Annotated in this window: 17 protein-coding genes; 14 read left to right on the forward strand and 3 right to left on the reverse strand. The window is 71.8% G+C overall.

All coding sequences use genetic code 11. From position 1 onward, the window contains the following. Positions 1-4: 4 nt before the first annotated feature. From N5079_RS07925 to thiI, 5 genes are all read left to right on the forward strand, one after another. Positions 5-2,497: a DUF6185 family protein gene (locus N5079_RS07925; protein WP_261582927.1), complete on the forward strand. Its 2,493-nt coding sequence runs from the start codon at positions 5-7 to the stop codon at positions 2,495-2,497. 233 nt (positions 2,498-2,730) lie between these two features. Next, on the forward strand, positions 2,731-3,756 hold the full coding sequence (locus N5079_RS07930; RefSeq protein WP_261582928.1) for a 6-phosphofructokinase: 1,026 nt from the start codon (positions 2,731-2,733) through the stop codon (positions 3,754-3,756). Between the two features lie 155 nt (positions 3,757-3,911). After that, on the forward strand, positions 3,912-5,135 hold the full coding sequence (macS, locus tag N5079_RS07935) for a MacS family sensor histidine kinase (protein WP_261582929.1): 1,224 nt from the start codon (positions 3,912-3,914) through the stop codon (positions 5,133-5,135). Positions 5,136-5,182: 47 nt separating this feature from the next. Beyond that, positions 5,183-5,821, forward strand: coding sequence for a response regulator (locus N5079_RS07940; RefSeq protein WP_261582967.1), 639 nt, complete (start codon positions 5,183-5,185; stop codon positions 5,819-5,821). A 146-nt stretch (positions 5,822-5,967) separates the two neighbouring features. Next, positions 5,968-7,164 carry a tRNA uracil 4-sulfurtransferase ThiI gene (gene thiI, locus N5079_RS07945; RefSeq protein WP_261582930.1) on the forward strand — a complete coding sequence of 399 codons (1,197 nt, stop codon included), beginning with the start codon at positions 5,968-5,970 and terminating at the stop codon, positions 7,162-7,164. On the opposite strand, the gene N5079_RS07950 is transcribed toward thiI, so the two are convergent. Together N5079_RS07950 and aroF are read right to left on the reverse strand one after the other, a co-directional pair. Then, on the reverse strand, positions 7,161-7,649 hold the full coding sequence (locus N5079_RS07950) for a hypothetical protein (protein ID WP_261582931.1): 489 nt from the start codon (positions 7,647-7,649) through the stop codon (positions 7,161-7,163). The genes thiI and N5079_RS07950 overlap by 4 nt on opposite strands. Before the next feature lie 644 nt (positions 7,650-8,293). Then, on the reverse strand, positions 8,294-9,334 hold the full coding sequence (gene aroF / locus N5079_RS07955; RefSeq protein WP_261582932.1) for a 3-deoxy-7-phosphoheptulonate synthase: 1,041 nt from the start codon (positions 9,332-9,334) through the stop codon (positions 8,294-8,296). 227 nt (positions 9,335-9,561) lie between these two features. On the opposite strand from aroF, the gene N5079_RS07960 reads away from it, so the two are divergent. The 3 genes from N5079_RS07960 (at position 9,562) to N5079_RS07970 (ending at position 12,214) form a co-directional block, all read left to right on the forward strand. Beyond that, positions 9,562-10,182: a sulfite oxidase-like oxidoreductase gene (locus tag N5079_RS07960; protein WP_261582933.1), complete on the forward strand. Its 621-nt coding sequence runs from the start codon at positions 9,562-9,564 to the stop codon at positions 10,180-10,182. 27 nt (positions 10,183-10,209) lie between these two features. After that, positions 10,210-11,352, forward strand: a complete 1,143-nt coding sequence (locus N5079_RS07965; RefSeq protein WP_261582934.1) for a sensor histidine kinase — start codon at positions 10,210-10,212, stop codon at positions 11,350-11,352. Between the two features lie 88 nt (positions 11,353-11,440). Next, positions 11,441-12,214, forward strand: coding sequence for a LytR/AlgR family response regulator transcription factor (locus N5079_RS07970; RefSeq protein WP_261582935.1), 774 nt, complete (start codon positions 11,441-11,443; stop codon positions 12,212-12,214). Between the two features lie 703 nt (positions 12,215-12,917). Here N5079_RS07970 and N5079_RS07975 read toward each other — a convergent pair. Further along, the gene (locus N5079_RS07975; protein ID WP_261582936.1) at positions 12,918-13,757 is read right to left on the reverse strand and encodes a deoxyribonuclease IV; all 840 of its coding nucleotides are present in this window, start codon (positions 13,755-13,757) and stop codon (positions 12,918-12,920) included. A 229-nt stretch (positions 13,758-13,986) separates the two neighbouring features. Between N5079_RS07975 and uraD the strand changes: the two genes are divergently transcribed. The 6 genes from uraD to N5079_RS08005 all read left to right on the forward strand — a co-directional run bounded on the left by uraD (position 13,987) and on the right by N5079_RS08005 (position 18,564). Next, complete coding sequence (gene uraD / locus N5079_RS07980; protein ID WP_261582937.1) at positions 13,987-14,460, forward strand: 2-oxo-4-hydroxy-4-carboxy-5-ureidoimidazoline decarboxylase; 474 nt, start codon at positions 13,987-13,989, stop codon at positions 14,458-14,460. After that, complete coding sequence (uraH, locus tag N5079_RS07985; RefSeq protein WP_261582938.1) at positions 14,457-14,804, forward strand: hydroxyisourate hydrolase; 348 nt, start codon at positions 14,457-14,459, stop codon at positions 14,802-14,804. Before uraD ends, uraH begins: the two co-directional genes overlap by 4 nt. A 1-nt stretch (position 14,805) precedes the next feature. Next, entirely contained in the window at positions 14,806-15,684 is an 879-nt protein-coding gene (gene pucL, locus N5079_RS07990) for a factor-independent urate hydroxylase (RefSeq protein WP_261582939.1), read from the forward strand. Between the two features lie 4 nt (positions 15,685-15,688). Next, complete coding sequence (locus N5079_RS07995; protein WP_261582940.1) at positions 15,689-16,552, forward strand: FAD binding domain-containing protein; 864 nt, start codon at positions 15,689-15,691, stop codon at positions 16,550-16,552. After that, the gene (locus tag N5079_RS08000; protein WP_261582941.1) at positions 16,549-17,061 is read left to right on the forward strand and encodes a (2Fe-2S)-binding protein; all 513 of its coding nucleotides are present in this window, start codon (positions 16,549-16,551) and stop codon (positions 17,059-17,061) included. Before N5079_RS07995 ends, N5079_RS08000 begins: the two co-directional genes overlap by 4 nt. Positions 17,062-17,175: 114 nt before the next feature. Then, positions 17,176-18,564: an 8-oxoguanine deaminase gene (locus N5079_RS08005; RefSeq protein WP_261582942.1), complete on the forward strand. Its 1,389-nt coding sequence runs from the start codon at positions 17,176-17,178 to the stop codon at positions 18,562-18,564. Positions 18,565-18,567 lie beyond the last annotated feature (3 nt).

Genomic DNA, 18,567 nt, shown 5'->3' on the forward strand with positions numbered 1-18,567 from the left:
CGGGTTGCGAGCACTCGTGACGATCCTGACGATCCTGCTCGTATCGCCGCTCCTTTCCCCGGCACCCGCTTACGCCGCGACGGGGTGCGCCTACGGGCCTCCGGCGTACGCGTGGGTGGAGAGCTCGCTCAGGCTGGCCGAGCGCGGCCACGACTTCACCCAGGTGATCGTCAGGACTCAGGTGGGCGTGCCGCGCGACTGGCCGGGGGCGTCCGCCCTGTGGCGGGACGGGGAGGACGCGGCCGACCTCCAGGCCGTCAGCTGCCTCCTTCCCGCCGACCTCGGCGGCCGGGTCCCCAGCCGTACGGTGACCGAGTCGCCGGACCGCAAGGAGATCATCGTGACGGGCACCGAGGAGGCGGCCCTGGCCCCGTATGCCGGCAACGCCGGGCCGGCCGATCCTCTGGTGACCCTCGGCTACTGGAACGTCGGCGTCACGCGGACGCCGGACCGTGACCTGGCCTGGCGCCTCCGGTTCAACCCGGCGCCCGGCCTGCGGGCCCCGGGGCTCGCGGACGCCCAATGGCGGCGCGTGACGGTCAGGGTGCCCGAGTTCACCGTGCACGACGTCGGGCCGCTGCCGTCGGCCACCGCGCCGGGGCGCACCTTCGTCTGGACGGCCGAGGCCGATCCCCGGCGGTTCGCGCCGGTCGCCCTGGCGGTGGAGATGAGCCCGCGGTCACGGTTCCAGCTTTGGATCACGTCGGCCGGCTGGGAGGCGGGCTTCCTCGCCGGGCTGATCGCGTTCCTGCTGCCCTACCTCGCTCTCGTCGCCGTGCTCCTGCGGGCGCTGCGCGCTCCTGCGACCGGCGAGCCGGGGAAGGAGCGCCTCGTCGCCCGGTTGCTCATCGGCGTCGTGGCCCTCATCTCGGCGATCAAGGTGGCGGCTCTGCTGTCGGTTTACAACCCCGGCCCCTTCGCGCCGGTACCCGTGGCGGCCACGGGGCTGCTCGGGGTGGCCCTCGCCGTCGTCGCGTGGCCGCTCGCGTCCTCCGGATGGGGCAGGTACGCGCGTTGGGCTCTGATCGCGCTCGCCGTTGCCGCACCCCTGGCGGGCTGGGCCGCCGGGCGGACGTGGCCGGGCACCGCCGGCGGCCTGGGGCCGCCCGGGCCGCTGGAGCAGGCCGGGTGGGCGGGGGCCACGGCCCTCGCCGGGCTCGTCGTCGCCGGCCTTCTCTGGGCGTTCGCGGTCCGCTCCGCCCACGTGCCGGACGGCCGCGTGCCCCCGTCCGTGCTGACGCTGCTCCGGTGGAGCGTCCCCGCCCTCGCCCTGCTGGTGATCCTGCTGATCGCCGAGCCGTACGCCGCCCGTGCCCTGAAGGGGGAGCCGTTCGGGTTCTTCGACATGGGCCTGGTGGCGCTCTACCCGATCGCGGACGTGATGTGGCCGCTCGTGGTGCTGCTGCTCCTGGTGCTGCTCCGGCTGCACCGCCGCTATCTCGAGGACCTGACGCCGCGCACCCGCGGGCTGGTGGTGCTGCTGTTCGTGCTCGGGCTCATCCGGTGGCCCGGATGGTACGCGTTGATCCCCTTCCCGCTGGCCGCCCTCGTGGGCTTGGCGGTCCTCGCGCTGCTGCTCCGGGCCACCCGGCACCGGGCCGTCGCCGTGCCCGAGGCGTCACGGCGCAGGCTGGCGGTGATCGTGGCGAGATGCCGGGACCTGGAGACGCGCGAGAAGCGGCTCCGGCAGCGCTGGGCCACCGGCGACCTGCGCGACGCCGAATACGAGGCGGAGAACGCCCCGGTGGTCGAGCAGATCCGGACCCTCCGCGGGGAGATCGGGCTCGACCCCGGCAGGGAGGACGGCCTCACCCCGCTCGACGTCGCGCTCACCCGCGGCCCGGGAGCCTCCTGGTGGGCGAACGCCCGGCTGGCCGCGACGTACGCCACGGTGGTCGGCGCCCCGGCGGCGGCCTTCCTCCTCTGGGCGACGTGGAGCACCGACAGCGAGGGCAACGACGGCTGGGCGCAACGGCTGGACGCCGCCGGAGGGGTGGGTACGCTGGCCGCCGACCTGATCGGCGGCCTGCTGCTCTGGCCGGTCGCCGGTTTCGTGCTCGGCGCGCTCTGGCGGGAGCTGCCCGGACGCCGCGGCTACCTCAAGCCGCTGATCCCGGTGCTGGCCTACGCCGCCGCGACCGGCGCGCACGGCATGCTCAACAACATGCTCGGCCAGGCGCCCGTGCGCGGGTCGCTGGTGCGGATCCTGCTGCTCTTCCTGGTGCTGACGGCCGTCGCCGTCCTCATGGACGCGCGGGCCCTCCAGACCAGGCCGGGATCGTGGGCCTTCCGGCTCTCTCCCGTCGTGGCCGTCTACCGGCTCGGCGCGGCGGGCAGCGGCGTGGCGCTCATCGTCGCCCAGGCGGCGGCCATCCTGGGCCTGTGGACCCAGCTCAGGCACGGCGTGGACATCACCTCCCAGGTGGAGCGGACGACACCGGTCTCCGTGACCGCCGACGACGCGGCGCAGATCGTGCGCGGACCCGTGCTCAGGTAGCGGCTCGCGGCCTCCGCCCCGCCTCATCGTGGGAGACTGTGTTTCGCGTCACCGTTGTCCGGCGTGCCCGGCCGGAAGTTGTCGTGGCAGGCCCGGTCACATAGCCTCATCCATGGTCTAGACCATTGTTGGCGGCTCGGGCAGAATGCGGTGCGTATCGTGCCGGCGTCCCGCATCATCAGCCCGCGCCGCGAACCCTCATATGCGCGTAATCTCACATGGAGGAATCCGCCATGCGTATTGGAGTCCTAACGGGGGGCGGCGACTGCCCCGGGCTGAACGCCGTGATCCGCGCCGTCGTGCGCAAGGGCATCGGTGTTTACGGGCACGAGTTCGTCGGTTTCCGAGACGGCTGGCGCGGCCCCCTGGAGGGCGACACCATGCCGCTGGACATCCAGGCCGTCCGGGGAATCCTGCCGCGTGGCGGCACCGTTCTCGGCTCCTCCCGCACCAACCCCATCAAGATCGAGGGTGGTGTCGAGCGGATCAAGGAGAACCTGGCCGCGACCGGAGTCGACGCGCTCATCGCCATCGGTGGCGAGGACACCCTGGGCGTCGCCAAGCAGCTCTACGACCGCGACGTCAAGGTCGTCGGCGTGCCGAAGACGATCGACAACGACCTCAACGCCACCGACTACACCTTCGGCTTCGACACCGCGGTCAACATCGCGATGGAGGCCATCGACCGCCTCCACACGACCGCCGAGTCCCACCACCGCGCGCTGATCTGCGAGGTCATGGGCCGCCACGCGGGCTGGATCGCGCTGCACGCCGGCATGGCCGCCGGGGCCAACGTCATCCTCATCCCGGAGAAGCCGTTCGACATCGACCGCGTCTGCTCCTACGTCGAGTCGCGGTTCAAGACCCGCTACGCGCCCATCATCGTGGTCGCCGAGGGCGCCCACCCGATCGAGGGTCAGATGGCCCTCCAGGCCGGCGAGCTCGACGCCTTCGGTCACGTGCGCCTCGGCGGCATCGGCGAGATGCTCGCCCAGGAGATCGAGAAGCGCACCGGCAAGGAGGCCCGCACCACGGTCCTCGGCCACATCCAGCGCGGCGGCACGCCGACGGCCTACGACCGTGTGCTCGCCACCCGGTTCGGCCTCGGCGCGATCGACGCCGTCCACGAGGGCGACTACGGCAAAATGGTCGGCCTCAAGGGCACCGACATCGTCCGCGTGAGCCTGAACGAGGCGACCGCCGAGCTGAAGACCGTCCCCGTCTCCCGTTACGAGGAGGCCGAGGTCTTCTTCGGCTAGAACGCCGAGGTCTTCTTCGGCTGGAACGCCGAGGTCTTCTTCGGCTGGAACGCCGAGGTCTTCTTCGGCTGGAACAGCCCGCGTCCGTACGGCTCCCGCCATCGTGTGGCGGGAGCCGTACGCGTACTCGGCCGGGCGAGGCCGGGGAAGATGGGATGGCGGAGATGGGTGGGGAGATGGGGATCGAGGGGCCGTTCTGGCGGGCGATCGCGGTCTTCCGGATCGCCTCCCTGGCTTACGCGGCCGTCCTCCTGGTCAGAGCCGGGGGCTACAGCCACCCGGTCGCCGCCTGGGCGGTCATCGCCGTCATGGCCGTCTGGACGGCCGTCACCGTCGTGGCCTACCCGGTCGTCCATCCCGCCGCCCCGCCCGCGCGACACGGCTGGCCGCTGCTCGTCGCCGACCTCGCCGTGACGGCCGGGTGTCTGCTGGCGACGCCGCTCGCCCAGACCCGGGCCGACGCGCTCGCGGGGACGATCCCGGTCACGGCGACCTGGGTGGCGGGGCCGGTCCTGGCGTGGGGCGTGTCCCGTGGCCGCCGCGCGGGAGCGGTCGCGGCCGCCGTGATGTCGGGCGCGGACCTGTGGCTCAGAGGCGTGCCGGGCGCCGACGTCGCCTCCATCCCGGTGAACGGCGCGGTGCTGCTCTTCATGGCCGGAGTCGTCGTCGGGCACGTCGCCCAGCTCGCGAGGCGGGCGGAGGAGCGGATGCAGCGGGCCGTGGAGCTGGAGGCGATCGGCCGGGAGCGTGAGCGGCTGGCCCGGGGGATCCACGACTCCGTGCTGCAGGTGCTCGCGCTCGTGCAGAGAAGAGGGGCCGAGATCGGCGGCGAGGCGGCCGAGCTGGGCAGGCTCGCGGGAGAGCAGGAGGCCGCGCTGCGAGCCCTCGTCCAGGCCCCCGCTCTGCGCGGCGAGGGCTCACTCGACCTGCGCGAGCTGCTCAGGCCGTACGGCACGGCACGCGTGACGGTCTCCGCTCCGGCGACGCCCCTGGTCCTTCCCGCCGAGACGGCGCGGGAGGTGCGGGCGGCCGTCGGCGCGGCCCTCGACAACGTGTCGCGGCACTGCCCGGACGGCACGCGGGCCTGGGTGCTCGTCGAGGAGGACGGCCAGACGGTCGTCGTGTCCGTGCGCGACGACGGCCAGGGGATCCCCGAGGGGCGGCTGGAGCAGGCCGAGGCCGACGGCCGCATGGGGGTCGCCCGTTCCATCCGGGGCCGGGTGGCCGATCTCGGAGGCACGGTGACGATCACGTCGTCGGAGACGGGGACAGAGATAGAGCTGACGGTCCCCTTGGCACGCCAAGGCCCCGGCTCCTTGGCACGTCAAGCCCCCGGCCCCTTGGAGCGCCGGGCCTCCGGTCGCCGTAAACGTGTATGAATGTCCAGGGATCAGGGTCTTCGGGGAGGGCGGTCGGCATGCGGGTCATGGTGGTGGACGACCATCCGATGTGGCGGGACGGGGTCGCCCGCGATCTGACCGAGGCGGGATACGAGGTCGTCGCCACGGCGGGCGAGGGACGCCAGGCGCTCCGGATCGCGGCAGCCGTGCGCCCGGACGTGGTCGTGCTGGACCTGCAGCTTCCCGACCTGCCGGGCGTGGAGGTCGCCCGGGGGCTCGGCGTGTCGGAGAACCCGCCGCGGGTCCTCGTCCTGTCGGCCAGCGCCGAGCACGCCGACGTGCTGGAGGCCGTCAAGGCCGGCGCGTCCGGATATCTCGTGAAATCGGCGAGCCGGGAGGACTTCCTGAACGCCGTCCGCCGCACCGCCGAGGGCGACGCGGTGTTCACGCCGGGCCTCGCCGGGCTGGTGCTGGGGGAGTACCGCAGGCTCGCCGCCCAGCCGCCGAGCGCGGCGGCCGACGGGCCACGGCTGACCGACCGGGAGACCGAGGTGCTGCGCCTGGTGGCCAAGGGCCTGTCCTACCGGCAGATCGCCGAGCGGCTCGTGCTGTCTCACCGTACGGTCCAGAACCACGTCCAGAACACGCTGAGCAAGCTCCAGCTCCACAACCGGGTCGAGCTCGTCCGGTACGCCATCGAGAACGGCCTGGCCGAGCTGGACTGACCCCCAACCGGACCGGGCCTCACTGACATGGGCCGCGCCGGAGGGGAACAAGCCCGCCTGATGCCGCACTAAAGTAGGGAAGTTCCCGCCGCGCCGCCGCGTTGTCCCGCGTGGCGCAGCCGTACGCCCGTCCGGAGGTTCCACCCATGACGATGACCGCCCTCGGAGAGCCCTGTGTGCTGCTCAAGTTAGGAGAGGTCGTCCTCAAGGGCAGGAACCGCGAGGTCTTCGAGATGCGGCTGCGGGCCAACATCAAGGCCGCGCTGAAGGACTACACGGTCGACATCCGGCAGCGGCACGGCGTGATCGCGTTGTTCCTCCCCGAGGGGACGGGCGTCGAGGTCGCCGAGGCGGTCGCCCAGCGCGTCTCCGAGGTGCCCGGCCTGGTCCTCGTCCACCTCGCGTGGCGGATCCCCAAGGACCCGGAGGCCGTCACCAAGGCGGCCATCGAGCTCATCAAGGACACCGGCGAGGTGGCCCGCAAGGCCCGCTTCGCCGTGCGGGCCCGGCGCCGTGACAAGCGGTTCCCGCTGCGGTCCAACGAGATCGACCACCTCGTGGGCGGCGCGATCAACGACACGTACGGCCTGCCGGTCGACCTGAAGAACCCCGAACTGACCGTGCACATCGAGGTGGACCGGGACGAGGTGTTCCTGTTCACGGGCGGCCGTCCCGGCCAGGGGGGCCTCCCGGTCGGCTCCAGCGGCCGGGCCCTCGTGCTGATGTCCGGCGGCATCGACTCCCCGGTCGCGGCCTACCGGATGATGCGCCGCGGCCTCCGGGTGGACTTCCTGCACTTCTCCGGCATCCCGTTCACCACGTCGGAGTCGATCTACAAGGCGTACGCGCTGGTCCGGAGCCTGGACAGGTTCCAGGGCAAGTCGCGGCTGTGGGTCGTGCCGTTCGGCAAGGCGCAGCAGTCGATCAAGGCGTCCGGCCAGGAGCGGCTCAACATGATCGCGCAGCGCCGGCTGATGCTGAAGACGGCGGAGGAGGTGGCCCACCGCATCCACGCGGAGGCGCTGGTCACCGGCGACTCCCTCGGCCAGGTGTCGTCCCAGACCCTCACGAACATCACCGCGCAGGACAACGCCGTGGACCTGCCGATCCTCCGGCCGCTGATCGGCCTGGACAAGACCGAGATCATCGCCGAGGCCCGCCGCATCGGCACCCTGGAGATCTCCGAGCTTCCCGACGAGGACTGCTGTACGCTGCTCGCCCCCCGCTCGGCCGAGACGCGGGCCAAGATCGAGGACCTGAAGCAGATCGAGCGCCGCCTCGACGCCGAGGACCTCGCCGCCCAGCTCGCCGACTCCATCCAGGCCTACAAACTCGACGCCTAACCCTTCCAGGAGAGCACGTCGTCGAGGCCGAAGAGCAGGATCTCGTCCGCGGAGTCCGCGGCGGCCTCCCGCAACGAGCGGGAGAAGCCGTAAAGCGAGAAGATGACCAGCGCGGCGATCGCCGCGTCGTGGTCCTTGGACAGCAGGGCCCGGATGTGGCGGAGCCGGTCGAGGTCCTTCAGTCCGCGCGGCCGTTCGGTCGCCTTGGCCTCGCCGACGACGGTGACCCGCGTCCCGGTCGGGAAGGCGTCCGAACCGGAGGCGAGGCCCACGAGATCGACCTCGTGCGTCGTACGGGTCGCGGGATCGTACACCAGGGTCCAGCCGTGGCTGGAGACGTCGACGCCGCGGGCGCGCAGCATCGGGAACGCGCTGTAGAAGGCGGCCTCCTCGAACGCCGGGCCCAGCACCTGTGACCGGAAGCTCTGCCGTGCGGCCGCCCACGCGGCCCCCGGCTCGGTCGTCCGGCGGAGCAGATCGGACATCCGCGGCCGCACCACCGCGTGGTGGAAACTGATCACGGGATCGGCGAGCCGCAGGCCTCGGGAACCCAGGCGTCGAGTTCGTCCATGGTCTGCGGCGCGGGCAGGCCGGCGAGGGTGAGGCGGCGATCACGTCGCGGAAGCGGGCCTGCGCGTCCGCGCGGCTCTCCTCCTCCGCCGCCTCGAAGTACAGGCCGTCGTTCAGCACCGAGAAGCGGTCGAGGAGGTAGGACTTCCCGGTGCGCCGCCGGCCGGTGACGGCCGCGATGGCCGCGCCCGGTTCGCCGGTGACGCGCTCGCGTGGAAATCGCGAAAGGATCTCCCAGTCCTCGTCGCGGTCCACGATCTCGTCCGGCTTGCGCGGCATGGCACCAGCGTATGGTTCGGGTCTCCCGCCACACCTGGGATTGCTCCCATCGGTTCGGTACGGCCGGGCGCTTGTGGCGTGAGCCGTACCGGATGCGGGGACTGCGTGATCAGGCATGAGGTCGTCGCTGGTGGCGAGCCCTAGCGGGGAAGGTGTGCATGATCACGACTCGCGGAGTCGCTGGTGGCGGGGCCCCGCGGGAACCCGTGCATGATCACGGCGAGGTGGGGTGCAGGCCGCGGCGGATGCCCGGGAACCTGTGCATGATCACGGCGGGGGGTCAGGCCAGGGTCGGGGCGGCGGGCTTGGCCAGGGTGCGGGAGACCAGCGGGGGGAATTCCCGCATGATCGTGGCCAGCTCGGACAGGTCGCCGTCGACCAGGGCCTGAGGGCCGTCGCAGAGGGCCTGCTCGGGATGCGGATGGACATCGATGATCACACCGTCGGCGCCCACGGCGACCGCGGCCCGGGTCAGCGGGAGGACGAGGTCACGCCGCCCGCCCGAGTGGGACGGGTCCACGATGACCGGCAGGTGGGACAGCCGCTGAGCGACGGGCACCGCCGAGATGTCCAGAGTGTTGCGGGTGGCCGTCTCGTACGTCCGGATGCCGCGCTCGCACAGCACGATGTCCAGGTTGCCCCGCTGGGCGATGTACTCGGCGGCCATCAGCCACTCCTCGATCGTCGCCGTCATGCCGCGCTTGAGCATGACCGGCTTGCCCGCCGCCCCGACGGCCTGGAGCAGCGCGAAGTTCTGCGCGTTGCGGGTGCCGACCTGCAGCATGTCGGCGTAGGACGCGACGAGCGCCACGTCGTGGGCGTCGACGACCTCGGTGACGATCGGCAGCCCGGTCTGCTCGCGGACGTCCGCGAGGATGCGCAGCCCGGCCTCGCCCAGCCCCTGGAAGGCGTACGGCGAGGTGCGCGGCTTGTACGCCCCGCCGCGCAGGAGGGTGGCGCCGGCCGCCTTGGCCATCTCGGCCGCTTCGAGGGTCTGCCGCGGGGTCTCCACGGCGCAGGGCCCGGCGATGAGCGTGACGGTGTCCGGGCCGATCGGCACGCCGCGCACCGTGACCGTGGACCGCTCCGGATGGTTCTCCCTGCTGACGAGCTTGTACGGCATGGAGACCCGTACGACGTCGGCGACGCCCGGCATCGCGCCCAGGTTGAGCGCCGTGAACTGCTCGACGTCCCCGATCAGCCCGATGATCGTACGGCTCACGCCGCGGCTGGCGAAGGCTTCCCCGCCGGCGGCGCCGACGAGCTCGACGATCAACTCGATGTCGTCCTGCGTGGCCTCGGGCCCCATGACGATGACCATGTGATGCTCCCTTACAAACGCAGAAGGCCCCGGATCCTCGTGGACCCGGGGCCTTCGTTCGCCTTGGCTGTCAGCGCAGCGCTTGAGGGCGAGCGGTCCTCACGGGTCCGTCGCCATACCAAAACGCGAAAGCGGTGCGCATGGCTCGAAATATAGCGCATCGCTCGGACCGCTGGATCCGTGACACGAGGGGTCCGGTGCCGGGTGATCTTCTCGCTGGTGGCAGTATGGCGTGCGTGCCGGAGAACCCTGAGGAGGAGAACCGCCTGCCCCCGGGGCAGTACATCCCCCGCGGACGGCCGGTCATCCACTACGGCAGGGTGCCGGCGTTCCGCCCCCAGACGTGGCGGTTCCAGGTGTTCGGCGCGACGGCCTCGGGCGAGTCACACGACTTCACCTGGGAGGACTTCTCCCGGCTGCCCCGCACGACGGTGGTGGCCGACTTCCACTGCGTCACCAAGTTCTCCATCATGGGCAACGAGTGGGGCGGCCATCCGGCGACGGCGCTGCTCGAAAGGGTTCCTCCCGCGCCCGGCGTGCGGCACGTCATGGTCTGGGCCGAGTACGGCTACAGCGCCAACCTCCGGCTGAACGACTTCGCGAGCGACACCACGCTGTTCGCCACCGAGCTCAACGAGAAGCCGCTCTCGCCCGAGCGGGGCTACCCCGTGCGCATCGTCGTGCCGCACCTCTACGCCTGGAAGAGCGTCAAGTGGGTGCGCGGCATCGAATACCTGACGGAGGACCGGCGGGGTTTCTGGGAGGAGCGCGGCTACCACAACGTCGCGGACCCCTGGAAGGAGCAGCGCTACTCATATCAGGAGGACCCGGGCGACGGCCCGCCGTGAGGCCTCCGAGGGGCTACGGTTTCCGGCGTGTCTGTAGCCGGTTGGGTGGCGCTCTGCGCGGCGTCCGGAGCTCTGTCCGGAGCTCTGTCCGGAGCTCTCGGGTTCGTCCTGGCCCGCAGGTGGCCGCGCCGCGGTGAGCTGGCGGGCGAGGCGACTTTCCTCGCCCTGCACATCGCGGGCCTGGCCGCCCCCTCCCTGCGGGCGGGCCTGACCAGGGAGTCCGCGCGCAAGGCCGTACGGCATCTGCGGACCGTGCTGGGGACCTCCGCGCTCGCCGTCACCTCGGCCGAGCGCGTGCTCGCCAGGGACGGGGACGGCGTCCCCGAGGACGACAGGGTGCTCGGCGAGGTCCGCGCGGCGATGATGGGGGGCCGGGCACACCTGGCGCCGGGAGAGCCGAGCGGCGTGGTGGTGCCGCTCACCGTCGAGGGGCGGGTGGTGGGCACGCTGGCGGCCTATGACACGGCGGTCAGCGCCTCACTGGTCCGCACGGTCACGGAGCTGGGCCGGTGGGTCTCCGGCCAGCTCGAGCTCGCCGAGCTCGACTCCTCCCGCAGGCGGGCGCTGGAGGCCGAGATGCGGGCGCTGCGGGCGCAGATCTCGCCGCACTTCGTCTACAACTCGCTGACCACGATCGCGTCGTTCGTCCGCACCGATCCCGAGCGGGCCCGCGAGCTCCTGCTGGACTTCGCCGACTTCACCCGCTACGCCCTGCGCAGGGCGCGCGACTTCACCACGCTCGCCGACGAGCTGAGCTGCGTGGACCGCTACCTGCTGCTGGAGCGGGCGAGGTTCGGCGACCGCTTGCGGTTCACCGTGCAGGTCGCCCCCGAGGTGCTGCGCGTCCCGGTGCCGTTCCTGTGCCTGCAGCCGCTGGTCGAGAACGCCATCAAGCACGGCATGCCCGGAGAGGTCAGGGTGGTGATCAAGGACGCCGGGTCCGAGGCGCACATCTCGGTCGAGGACGACGGAATCGGCATGGACCCCGAGCACGCCAGGGCCATCCTCGGCGAAGAGCCGAAGGGCGGGATCGGGCTCAGCAACGTCGACCTCCGGATGCGCCACATCTACGGGCGTGAATACGGCCTGGTGGTCGAGACCTCGCCGGGGGAGGGGACGCGGATCCAGCTGCGGATCCCGAAGTGCCGTCCGGAGCACAGCCCGGTGTAGGCCCGTTTTGGGCGCTCCGTAGTCGCAATATCACGCATTGTGGACGCGCGGCTTGCGAACGGGGGGAGCGGCGGGGCACGGTGTGGCCATGCTGCGCGTTCTTGCGGTCGACGACGAGGTCCCCGCGCTGTCCGAGCTGGCCTATCTCCTCCGGCAGGACGCCCGGGTGGAACACGTGGCCACGGCGTCGGACGGCGGGGCGGCGCTCCAGGACATGGTCCAGATGATCGTGGCGGGCGAGCGCCTCGACGGGGTGTTCCTCGACATCCGGATGCCGGGACTGGACGGACTGGATCTCGCCCGGCTGATCGGAGGCTTCCCCACGCCGCCCCGGCTCGTCTTCGTCAGTGCCCACGACTGCGCCGTCCAGGCCTTCGAGCTGGAGGCCGTCGACTACCTCCTCAAGCCCGTACGCCCCGAACGGCTCGCGGAGGCCGTACGGAGGCTCTGGGCGGCCGTGGCGCCCCCTTCGGGGGAGGAGGCCACGGATGTCATCCCGGTCGAGCTCGGCGGCCGCACGCGCTTTCTGGCGCAGCAGGACGTGCGGTACGCCGAGGCCCACGGCGACTACGTCCGCCTGCACACGGCCGACCAGGCATACCTCGTGCGGATGTCCCTTGCGGCGCTGGAACGCCGCTGGGGAGGCTCCGGGTTCATCAGGGCCCATCGCAGCACGCTCGTGAACGCGCGGCACGTCAGTGAACTGCGTTTCGACGCGGGGAGGGTGGTGCTCCAGGTGGGGTCGGAGACTCTTCCGGTGAGCCGGCGGCACACGAGGCAGGTGCGGGAGCAACTCGTCCGCCAGTTCCGCACGGCGCCCCACTCCGGCGAACCCCTCCCCATTGGTGGTGATCATGCATAGATTCCCACGACACCGATCGTGATCATGCACGGCTTCCCGCGTGGCCGTTGTCAACTGGCACGACATCGATCGTGATCATGCGTGGCTTCCCGTGGAATGGCGCTGAGCCGCCCTGGCCGTACTCGTGATCATTTAATCGGCAGATGCATGATCGGGTATGGCGAATGTGCGGGTGGGCACGTGCGACGGGGACTTTGTGCATGATCACGCGCAGTGGACGGGCAGCTGGCGACGGGGGCGCGGGAACCTGTGCATGATCACGAGGAGGTTGGGGGGCTCGCACCCCCTACGACCGCTCGTCGTCCGGGAGGCTCCGCTCATCGCGGTACGGCGGGCCGCATGGCGCGAACTAGGGACCGCTCATCCGAAGGTCCATCCGCCCGCATGATTACCCCTCGTAGTGTTTCCCGCGTCGCAAGACACGCGGGGTAGCCAGCGAGGTGAGCAGGTTCTCACCTTGGGGCTACCGGGCGGGGCCCTACCGGGGGGGAAGGGCCCGGCCCCGCGTGACGGGGGGCGTCAATGCGGGCGATCCGGCCATACGGGGGCGCCGGATCGCCCGCGGACCCCCGAGCCGGGCACACCGGCCGGCGTCAGGACGGCGGGCGGACGGCGTGCGGGCGCGTGAAACCTCGGCCAGTGTGAAGACGGCCAGTGTGAAGACGGCCAGTGTGAAGACGGCCAGTGGACGGCGCGGCGGATCTCAGTCGCCGCGGAGCTTCTTGAGCAGCTCGATGTCCTCGCGGTGCTTTTCGGCCTTGCCGGGGGTCTCGATGCAGATCGGGACCCCGGCGGCGACGGGGTGGCGCATGAGGTCGCCGAACGCCTGCGCGCCGATGTGCCCGGCGCCGATGTTCTCGTGCCGATCCCGCTTGGAGCCGCACGTGTCCTTGGAATCGTTGGCGTGGATCAGCTTCAGCCGTCCCGGCGCCACCCCGTGCAGGGCGTCGAGCGTGAGCCGCACCCCATCGGGGGCCGCGAGGTCGTGACCGGCGGAGAACGCGTGGCAGGTGTCCAGACAGACCCCCACCTTGGGGTGGAAGTCAAGCGCGTCCAGGTAGGGGCCGAGGTCCTGCACGGTGGCGCAGAGCATCTGGCCCTGCCCGGCCATCGGTTCGAGCAGCAGGTCCGGACCGTCGTCGGGGATCTCGTCAAGCAGCGGCAGCAGGTGCTCGCGGATCTGCCGCATGGCGTCCTCGCGTGGCTGGCTGACGGCGGAGCCCGTGTGGACGACCACGCCGAGGGCGCCGGTCTGGGCGCCGCGGCGGAGGGTGTGCCGGATGACGGCGACCGAGTTCTCCAGCGTCGCCCGGGTCGGCGAGCCGAAGTTCACCAGATAGTTGGCGTGGACGAACACCGGCACGCCGGACTCGCCCAGCTTCGCGTCCTCGGCGGGGTTGCCCTCGCTGAGCGCCCAGCCGCGCGGGTTGGTGACGAAGACCTGGATCATCTCGGCGCCGATGTCGGCGGCGTACCGCAGGCCGCCCGTGGCCAGGCCGCCGGCGACGAACACGTGGCCGCCGATGAGGTTGGAAGCAGTCATGGTGACCTCCAGCGTACTGACGCCCCCCGGTGTGACGGGCCCGTTGCGTGACGCCGCCCGGTGTGACGCCCCTGCGTGACGTCCCCCTGCGTGACGTCCCCCTGCGTGATGCCCCCTGGGTGTGACGCCCACTTTGTCACAACGTACAAACCGTCGCCCGGCGGCGGGCGGGCGGTTGGGAGTTCCCGCCGCTATCCCCGGTCGCGGAGCGGGCTGTCTACTTGCTGGCATGCGAGAACTCAGCCAGGAGGAGCTCCGCTCCTGCTGCGCGTCCACCGAGTGGGTGTCGGCCGTCGCGGCGGGCCGGCCGTACCGGGACGCCGGTGAGCTGGTCGCGGCGGGACAGGCGGCGATCGCGGGCCTGAGCTGGGAGGGCGTGGAGGAGGCCCTGGCGGCGCATCCGAGGATCGGTGAGCGCCCGGCCGGGGACGGTAGGGAGGCCGCCTGGTCGCGGCGGGAACAGTCCGGCACGGCGGGCGCCGACCCGGCCATCCTCGACGCGATCGCACAGGGGAACCTCGCCTACGAGAGGCGGTTCGGGCACGTCTACCTGATCTGCGCGACCGGTCGCCGGGCCGAGGAGATGCTCGACATCCTGCTCGCCCGGCTCGCCAACGACGAGGAGACCGAACGGAAGATCGTCAGGGACGAGCTCTCGAAGATCGTCACGCTGAGGCTGGAGAAGCTGTGGGAGGGCCGGTGAGCCTCTCGACGCATGTGCTGGACACCGCCCGGGGCCGTCCCGCCAAGGACCTGTTCGTACGGCTCTCGCGCCGCGCGGCGCACGGCTTCGTGCCGGTCGCCGAGGGCCGCACCGATGAGGACGGCCGGATCCGCGAGTGGACGCCGCTGGGGCGGGAGTGGGACGCCGGCGCCGACCCGCGGCCCGGCACCTACCGCCTGGTCTTCGACACGGGGGCCTACCTGGGGGAGGACGCGTTCTTTCCCGAGGTCAGCGTCGTGTTCACCATCCGCGACGCCGGCGAGCACCACCACGTGCCGCTGCTGCTCAGCCCGTTCGCCTACTCGACCTACCGGGGAAGTTAGCATGATCATTTTGGGTCCCAACAGGTACGGCAAGGCCGAGACCAGGGTCGTGCGGGTCACCCGGCACGGGGACGTCCACAGCATCAAGGACCTCAACGTCAGCACCGCGCTCTCCGGCGACATGAGCGCCGTCCACCTGAGCGGCGACAACTCGGCCGTGCTGACCACGGACGCCCAGAAGAACACCGTCTACGCGTTCGCCGGAAAGCACGGCATCGGCGCGATCGAGGATTTCGCCCTGCTCCTGGCCCGGCATTTCGTGGACTCGCAGCCGACCATCCGCCACGCCAGGGTCGCGGTCGAGGAGTACGCCTGGGAGCGCAACGCCGCCTCGGGACACTCGTTCGTCCGGTCGGGCCGGGAGACCCGCACGTGCGTGGCCCACTACGACGGCTCGGACGCCTGGGTCGTGTCCGGGCTGGCCGGCCTCGTGCTCCTCAACACCACGAACTCCGAGTTCTGGGGCTACATCAAGGACGACTACACGACGCTCCCCGAGACCCGCGACCGGATCCTGGCCACTACCGTGAACGCCTCCTGGCGGCACGCGGAGCCGGCCGGGCCTGACCCTGACAGGCCGGATTGGGACAAGTCCTACGAAAGGGCGCGGCAGGCCATGCTGGCCGCGTTCGCGGACACCTACAGCCTGTCGCTGCAGCAGACCCTCTACGCCATGGGCGCCCGAGTGCTGGCCGACTGCCCCGAGATCTGCGAGGTACGGCTCTCGCTGCCGAACAGGCACCACCTCCTCGTGGACCTGTCGCCCTTCGGGCTGGGCAATGAGAACGAGGTGTTCTTCGCGGCCGACCGGCCGTACGGGCTGATCGAGGGCACGGTGCTGCGCGACGACGCCCCCGCCGCCGGACCGGCCTGGGAGTGACGTGATGGACTTCCTGCGCCCGCTGACCTGGGACGAGGCCCTCGCGTACAAGGCCGGGCGGCCGGAGGCCACGCCGATCCAGGGCGGCACCGACGTCATGGTGGAGATCAACCTCGACAAGGGCCGCCCGGCCGCCCTGCTCGACCTGAACCCGATATCCGAGCTCACCGGATGGTCCGCGGAGGGCCGGACCGTCCGCGTCGGCGCGGGGGTGACCTACTCCCGGCTGATCGGCGAGCTCGGCTCCCTGCTTCCCGGGCTGGCCCAGGCCGCCCGGACGGTGGGATCGCCCCAGATCCGCAACCGGGGCACCGTCGCGGGGAACCTCGGGGCGGCCTCGCCCGCCGGCGACAGCCATCCTCCGCTGCTGGCGTCCGGCGCGGTCGTGGAGGCCGAGTCGGCGCGCGGCAGGCGGATGATCCCGATCGGCGAGTTCTACACGGGCGTGAAGCGCAACGCGCTCGCTCCCGACGAGCTGATCCGGGCGGTGCACGTCCCGGCCGCGACCGGCCCGCAGTACTTCTCCAAGATCGGCACGAGGAACGCCATGGTGATCGCGGTGTGCTCGTTCGCCATCGCGCTTCATCCGGGGGAGCGGCGGATCGGGACGGGGATCGGCTCGGCCGCGCCGACCCCGCGCCGGGCCGTGGCGGCAGAGGAGTTCCTGGCCGGGGAGCTCGACTGGGACGGCCGGTCGGCGCTCGACCCGGGCGTCGCCAGGCGGTTCGGGGAGCTGGTCGCCGAGGCGGCCTCGCCCATCGACGACGTGCGGGGGCGGGCGGACTACCGGCTGCACTCCCTCTCCGTCATGGCCCGGCGCGCGCTCGGCTGGGCATGGAAGGACTATGCGGGGAGGGGATCGGCGTGAGGGTGCACATCGACGTCAACGGCGAACGGCTGGCCGCGGACGACGTCTGGGAGGGGGAGAGCCTGCTCTATGTCCTCCGGGAGCGGCTGGGCCTGCCGGGCGCGAAGAACGCCTGCGAGCAGGGCGAGTGCGGCTCCTGCACGGTCTACCTGGACGGGCTCCCGGTCTGCGCCTGCCTCGTCGCCGCGGGCCAGGCCGAGGGCCGTGAGGTCGTCACCGTGGAGGGGCTGGCCTCGGGTGACGACCTCGATCAGGGTCTGGACGAGGTGCAGCGGGCGTTCGTGGAGGCGGGAGCCGTACAGTGCGGGTTCTGCACACCCGGCCTCATCGTCCAGGCGCACTCGCTGATCGAGAGCACGCCGCAGGTCCCGGAGGACGCCGACATCCGGGAGGCGCTGGCCGGCAACCTCTGCCGGTGCACCGGCTACGAGAAGATCATCGACGCCGTCCGCCTCGCCGCCACCCGCAAGGCTCAGAACAAGGCCGCCCAGAAGAAGGCGCCCCGGTGACCCCCCTCCGGCGTGATCATGCACAGGTTCCCGGAGCTCCCCCGCGACCTGCCCCTTCCTCCGCCGTGATCATGCGCGACTTCCCGCCCGCCCGGCCTGACCTGCGAGCTCTCTGTGCGTGATCATGCAATCCGGCGGGTCGTCATCGAGAACGCCTACATCGTCCCCGTAGTGGGCGAGGAGATCCCGTCCGGCCACGTCGTCATCGAGGATGACCGGATCACGGCGGTCGGCCCGGGAAGCGCTGGAGCCGCGGGCGAGGCGGGAGCCGTGCCGGAGGGGGCGGAGCGGATCGACGCCACCGGCTGCCTGGCGACCCCGGGGCTGGTCAACACCCACCACCACCTCTACCAGTGGGCCTCGCAGGGGGTGACGCCCGACGGCACGCTGTTCGAGTGGCTGGTCGCCAGCTATCCGCTGTGGGCGAGGATGGACGCCGAGGTCGTCTCGGGCGCGGCGACCGCCGGTCTGGCCTGGCTGGCGAGGTCCGGCTGCACCACCACGACCGACCACCACTACATCTTCCCCAAGGGGCGCGGCGACCTCTTCGACGCGGAGATCGAGGCGGCCCGGCGGGTCGGCGTGCGGTTCCACCCCTGCCGAGGCTCGATGGACCGCGGCCAGTCGCAGGGCGGCCTGCCGCCGGACGGCGTCGTCGAACGGGTGGACGAGATCCTCCAGGCCACCGAGGACGCGATCCGGAAATATCACGACCCGTCGTTCGGCTCGATGCTGCGGATCGCGGTCGCGCCCTGCTCGCCGTTCTCGGTCAGCGGCGAGCTCATGGTCCGCTCGGCGGAACTGGCGCGCGCGCACGGCGTCCGCCTGCACACGCACATCGCGGAGACCGCCGACGAAGACGAGCACTGCCGGGAGCAGTTCGGCGTCCTCCCGGTCGAGTACCTCGACCGGCTCGGCTGGCTCGGCCCCGACGTCTGGCTGGCCCACTGCGTCCACCTGACCGATAAGGACGTCTACCGGTTCGCCGAGACCGGGACGGGCACCGCCCACTGCCCGTCCTCCAACGGCCGGCTCGGCGCGGGCATCGCCCGCATCTCCGACCTGCTCCGCGCCGGGGCGCCCGTCGGCCTCGGCGCGGACGGCGCCGCGTCCAGCGAGATGACGCCGCTCGCCGGAGAGATCCGGATGGCCATGCTCATGCAGCGCGCCCGGTACGGCCCGCGCGCTCTGACCGCCCGCCAGGCTCTCGAACTGGCCACGCTCGGCGGGGCCCGGTGCCTCGGGCGGGAGGCCGAGATCGGCTCGCTGGAGGCCGGCAAGCTCGCCGACATCGCCCTGTGGAGGCTGGGCGGCTACCACGCCGCGATCGACGACCCGGTCGTCGCCTTCGCGTACGGCCAGACCCCGCCGCTGGCTCGCCTCCTGGTCGGCGGCCGGACGGTGGTCGAGGGCGGTGAGCTGCGGACGGTCTCCGACGCGGCGGCGGCCGAGGCGGGAGCGCGGGCCCACCGTCGCCTCCTGTCCGCCGATCTGCGAAGGTGAGCC

Origin of the sequence: Planotetraspora sp. A-T 1434, from assembly GCF_025420585.1 — a bacterium.
In the GTDB taxonomy this organism is placed as follows: Bacteria; Actinomycetota; Actinomycetes; order Streptosporangiales; family Streptosporangiaceae; genus JAOEGB01.

Bases quoted from the DNA above. Each gene is read 5' to 3' on its own strand.
- N5079_RS07930 (WP_261582928.1), top strand. From the start codon at position 2,731: ATGCGTATTGGAGTCCTAACGGGGGGCGGCGACTGCCCCGGGCTGAAC.
- pucL (WP_261582939.1), top strand. From the start codon at position 14,806: ATGATCATTTTGGGTCCCAACAGGTACGGCAAGGCCGAGACCAGGGTC.
- N5079_RS07940 (WP_261582967.1), top strand. From the start codon at position 5,183: ATGGTGGTGGACGACCATCCGATGTGGCGGGACGGGGTCGCCCGCGAT.
- uraD (WP_261582937.1), top strand. From the start codon at position 13,987: ATGCGAGAACTCAGCCAGGAGGAGCTCCGCTCCTGCTGCGCGTCCACC.
- N5079_RS07950 (WP_261582931.1), bottom strand. From the start codon at position 7,649: ATGTCCGATCTGCTCCGCCGGACGACCGAGCCGGGGGCCGCGTGGGCG.
- macS (WP_261582929.1), top strand. From the start codon at position 3,912: ATGGCGGAGATGGGTGGGGAGATGGGGATCGAGGGGCCGTTCTGGCGG.
- thiI (WP_261582930.1), top strand. From the start codon at position 5,968: ATGACGATGACCGCCCTCGGAGAGCCCTGTGTGCTGCTCAAGTTAGGA.
- N5079_RS07960 (WP_261582933.1), top strand. From the start codon at position 9,562: ATGGCGTGCGTGCCGGAGAACCCTGAGGAGGAGAACCGCCTGCCCCCG.
- N5079_RS07975 (WP_261582936.1), bottom strand. From the start codon at position 13,757: ATGACTGCTTCCAACCTCATCGGCGGCCACGTGTTCGTCGCCGGCGGC.
- N5079_RS07970 (WP_261582935.1), top strand. From the start codon at position 11,441: ATGCTGCGCGTTCTTGCGGTCGACGACGAGGTCCCCGCGCTGTCCGAG.
- N5079_RS07995 (WP_261582940.1), top strand. From the start codon at position 15,689: ATGGACTTCCTGCGCCCGCTGACCTGGGACGAGGCCCTCGCGTACAAG.
- aroF (WP_261582932.1), bottom strand. From the start codon at position 9,334: ATGGTCATCGTCATGGGGCCCGAGGCCACGCAGGACGACATCGAGTTG.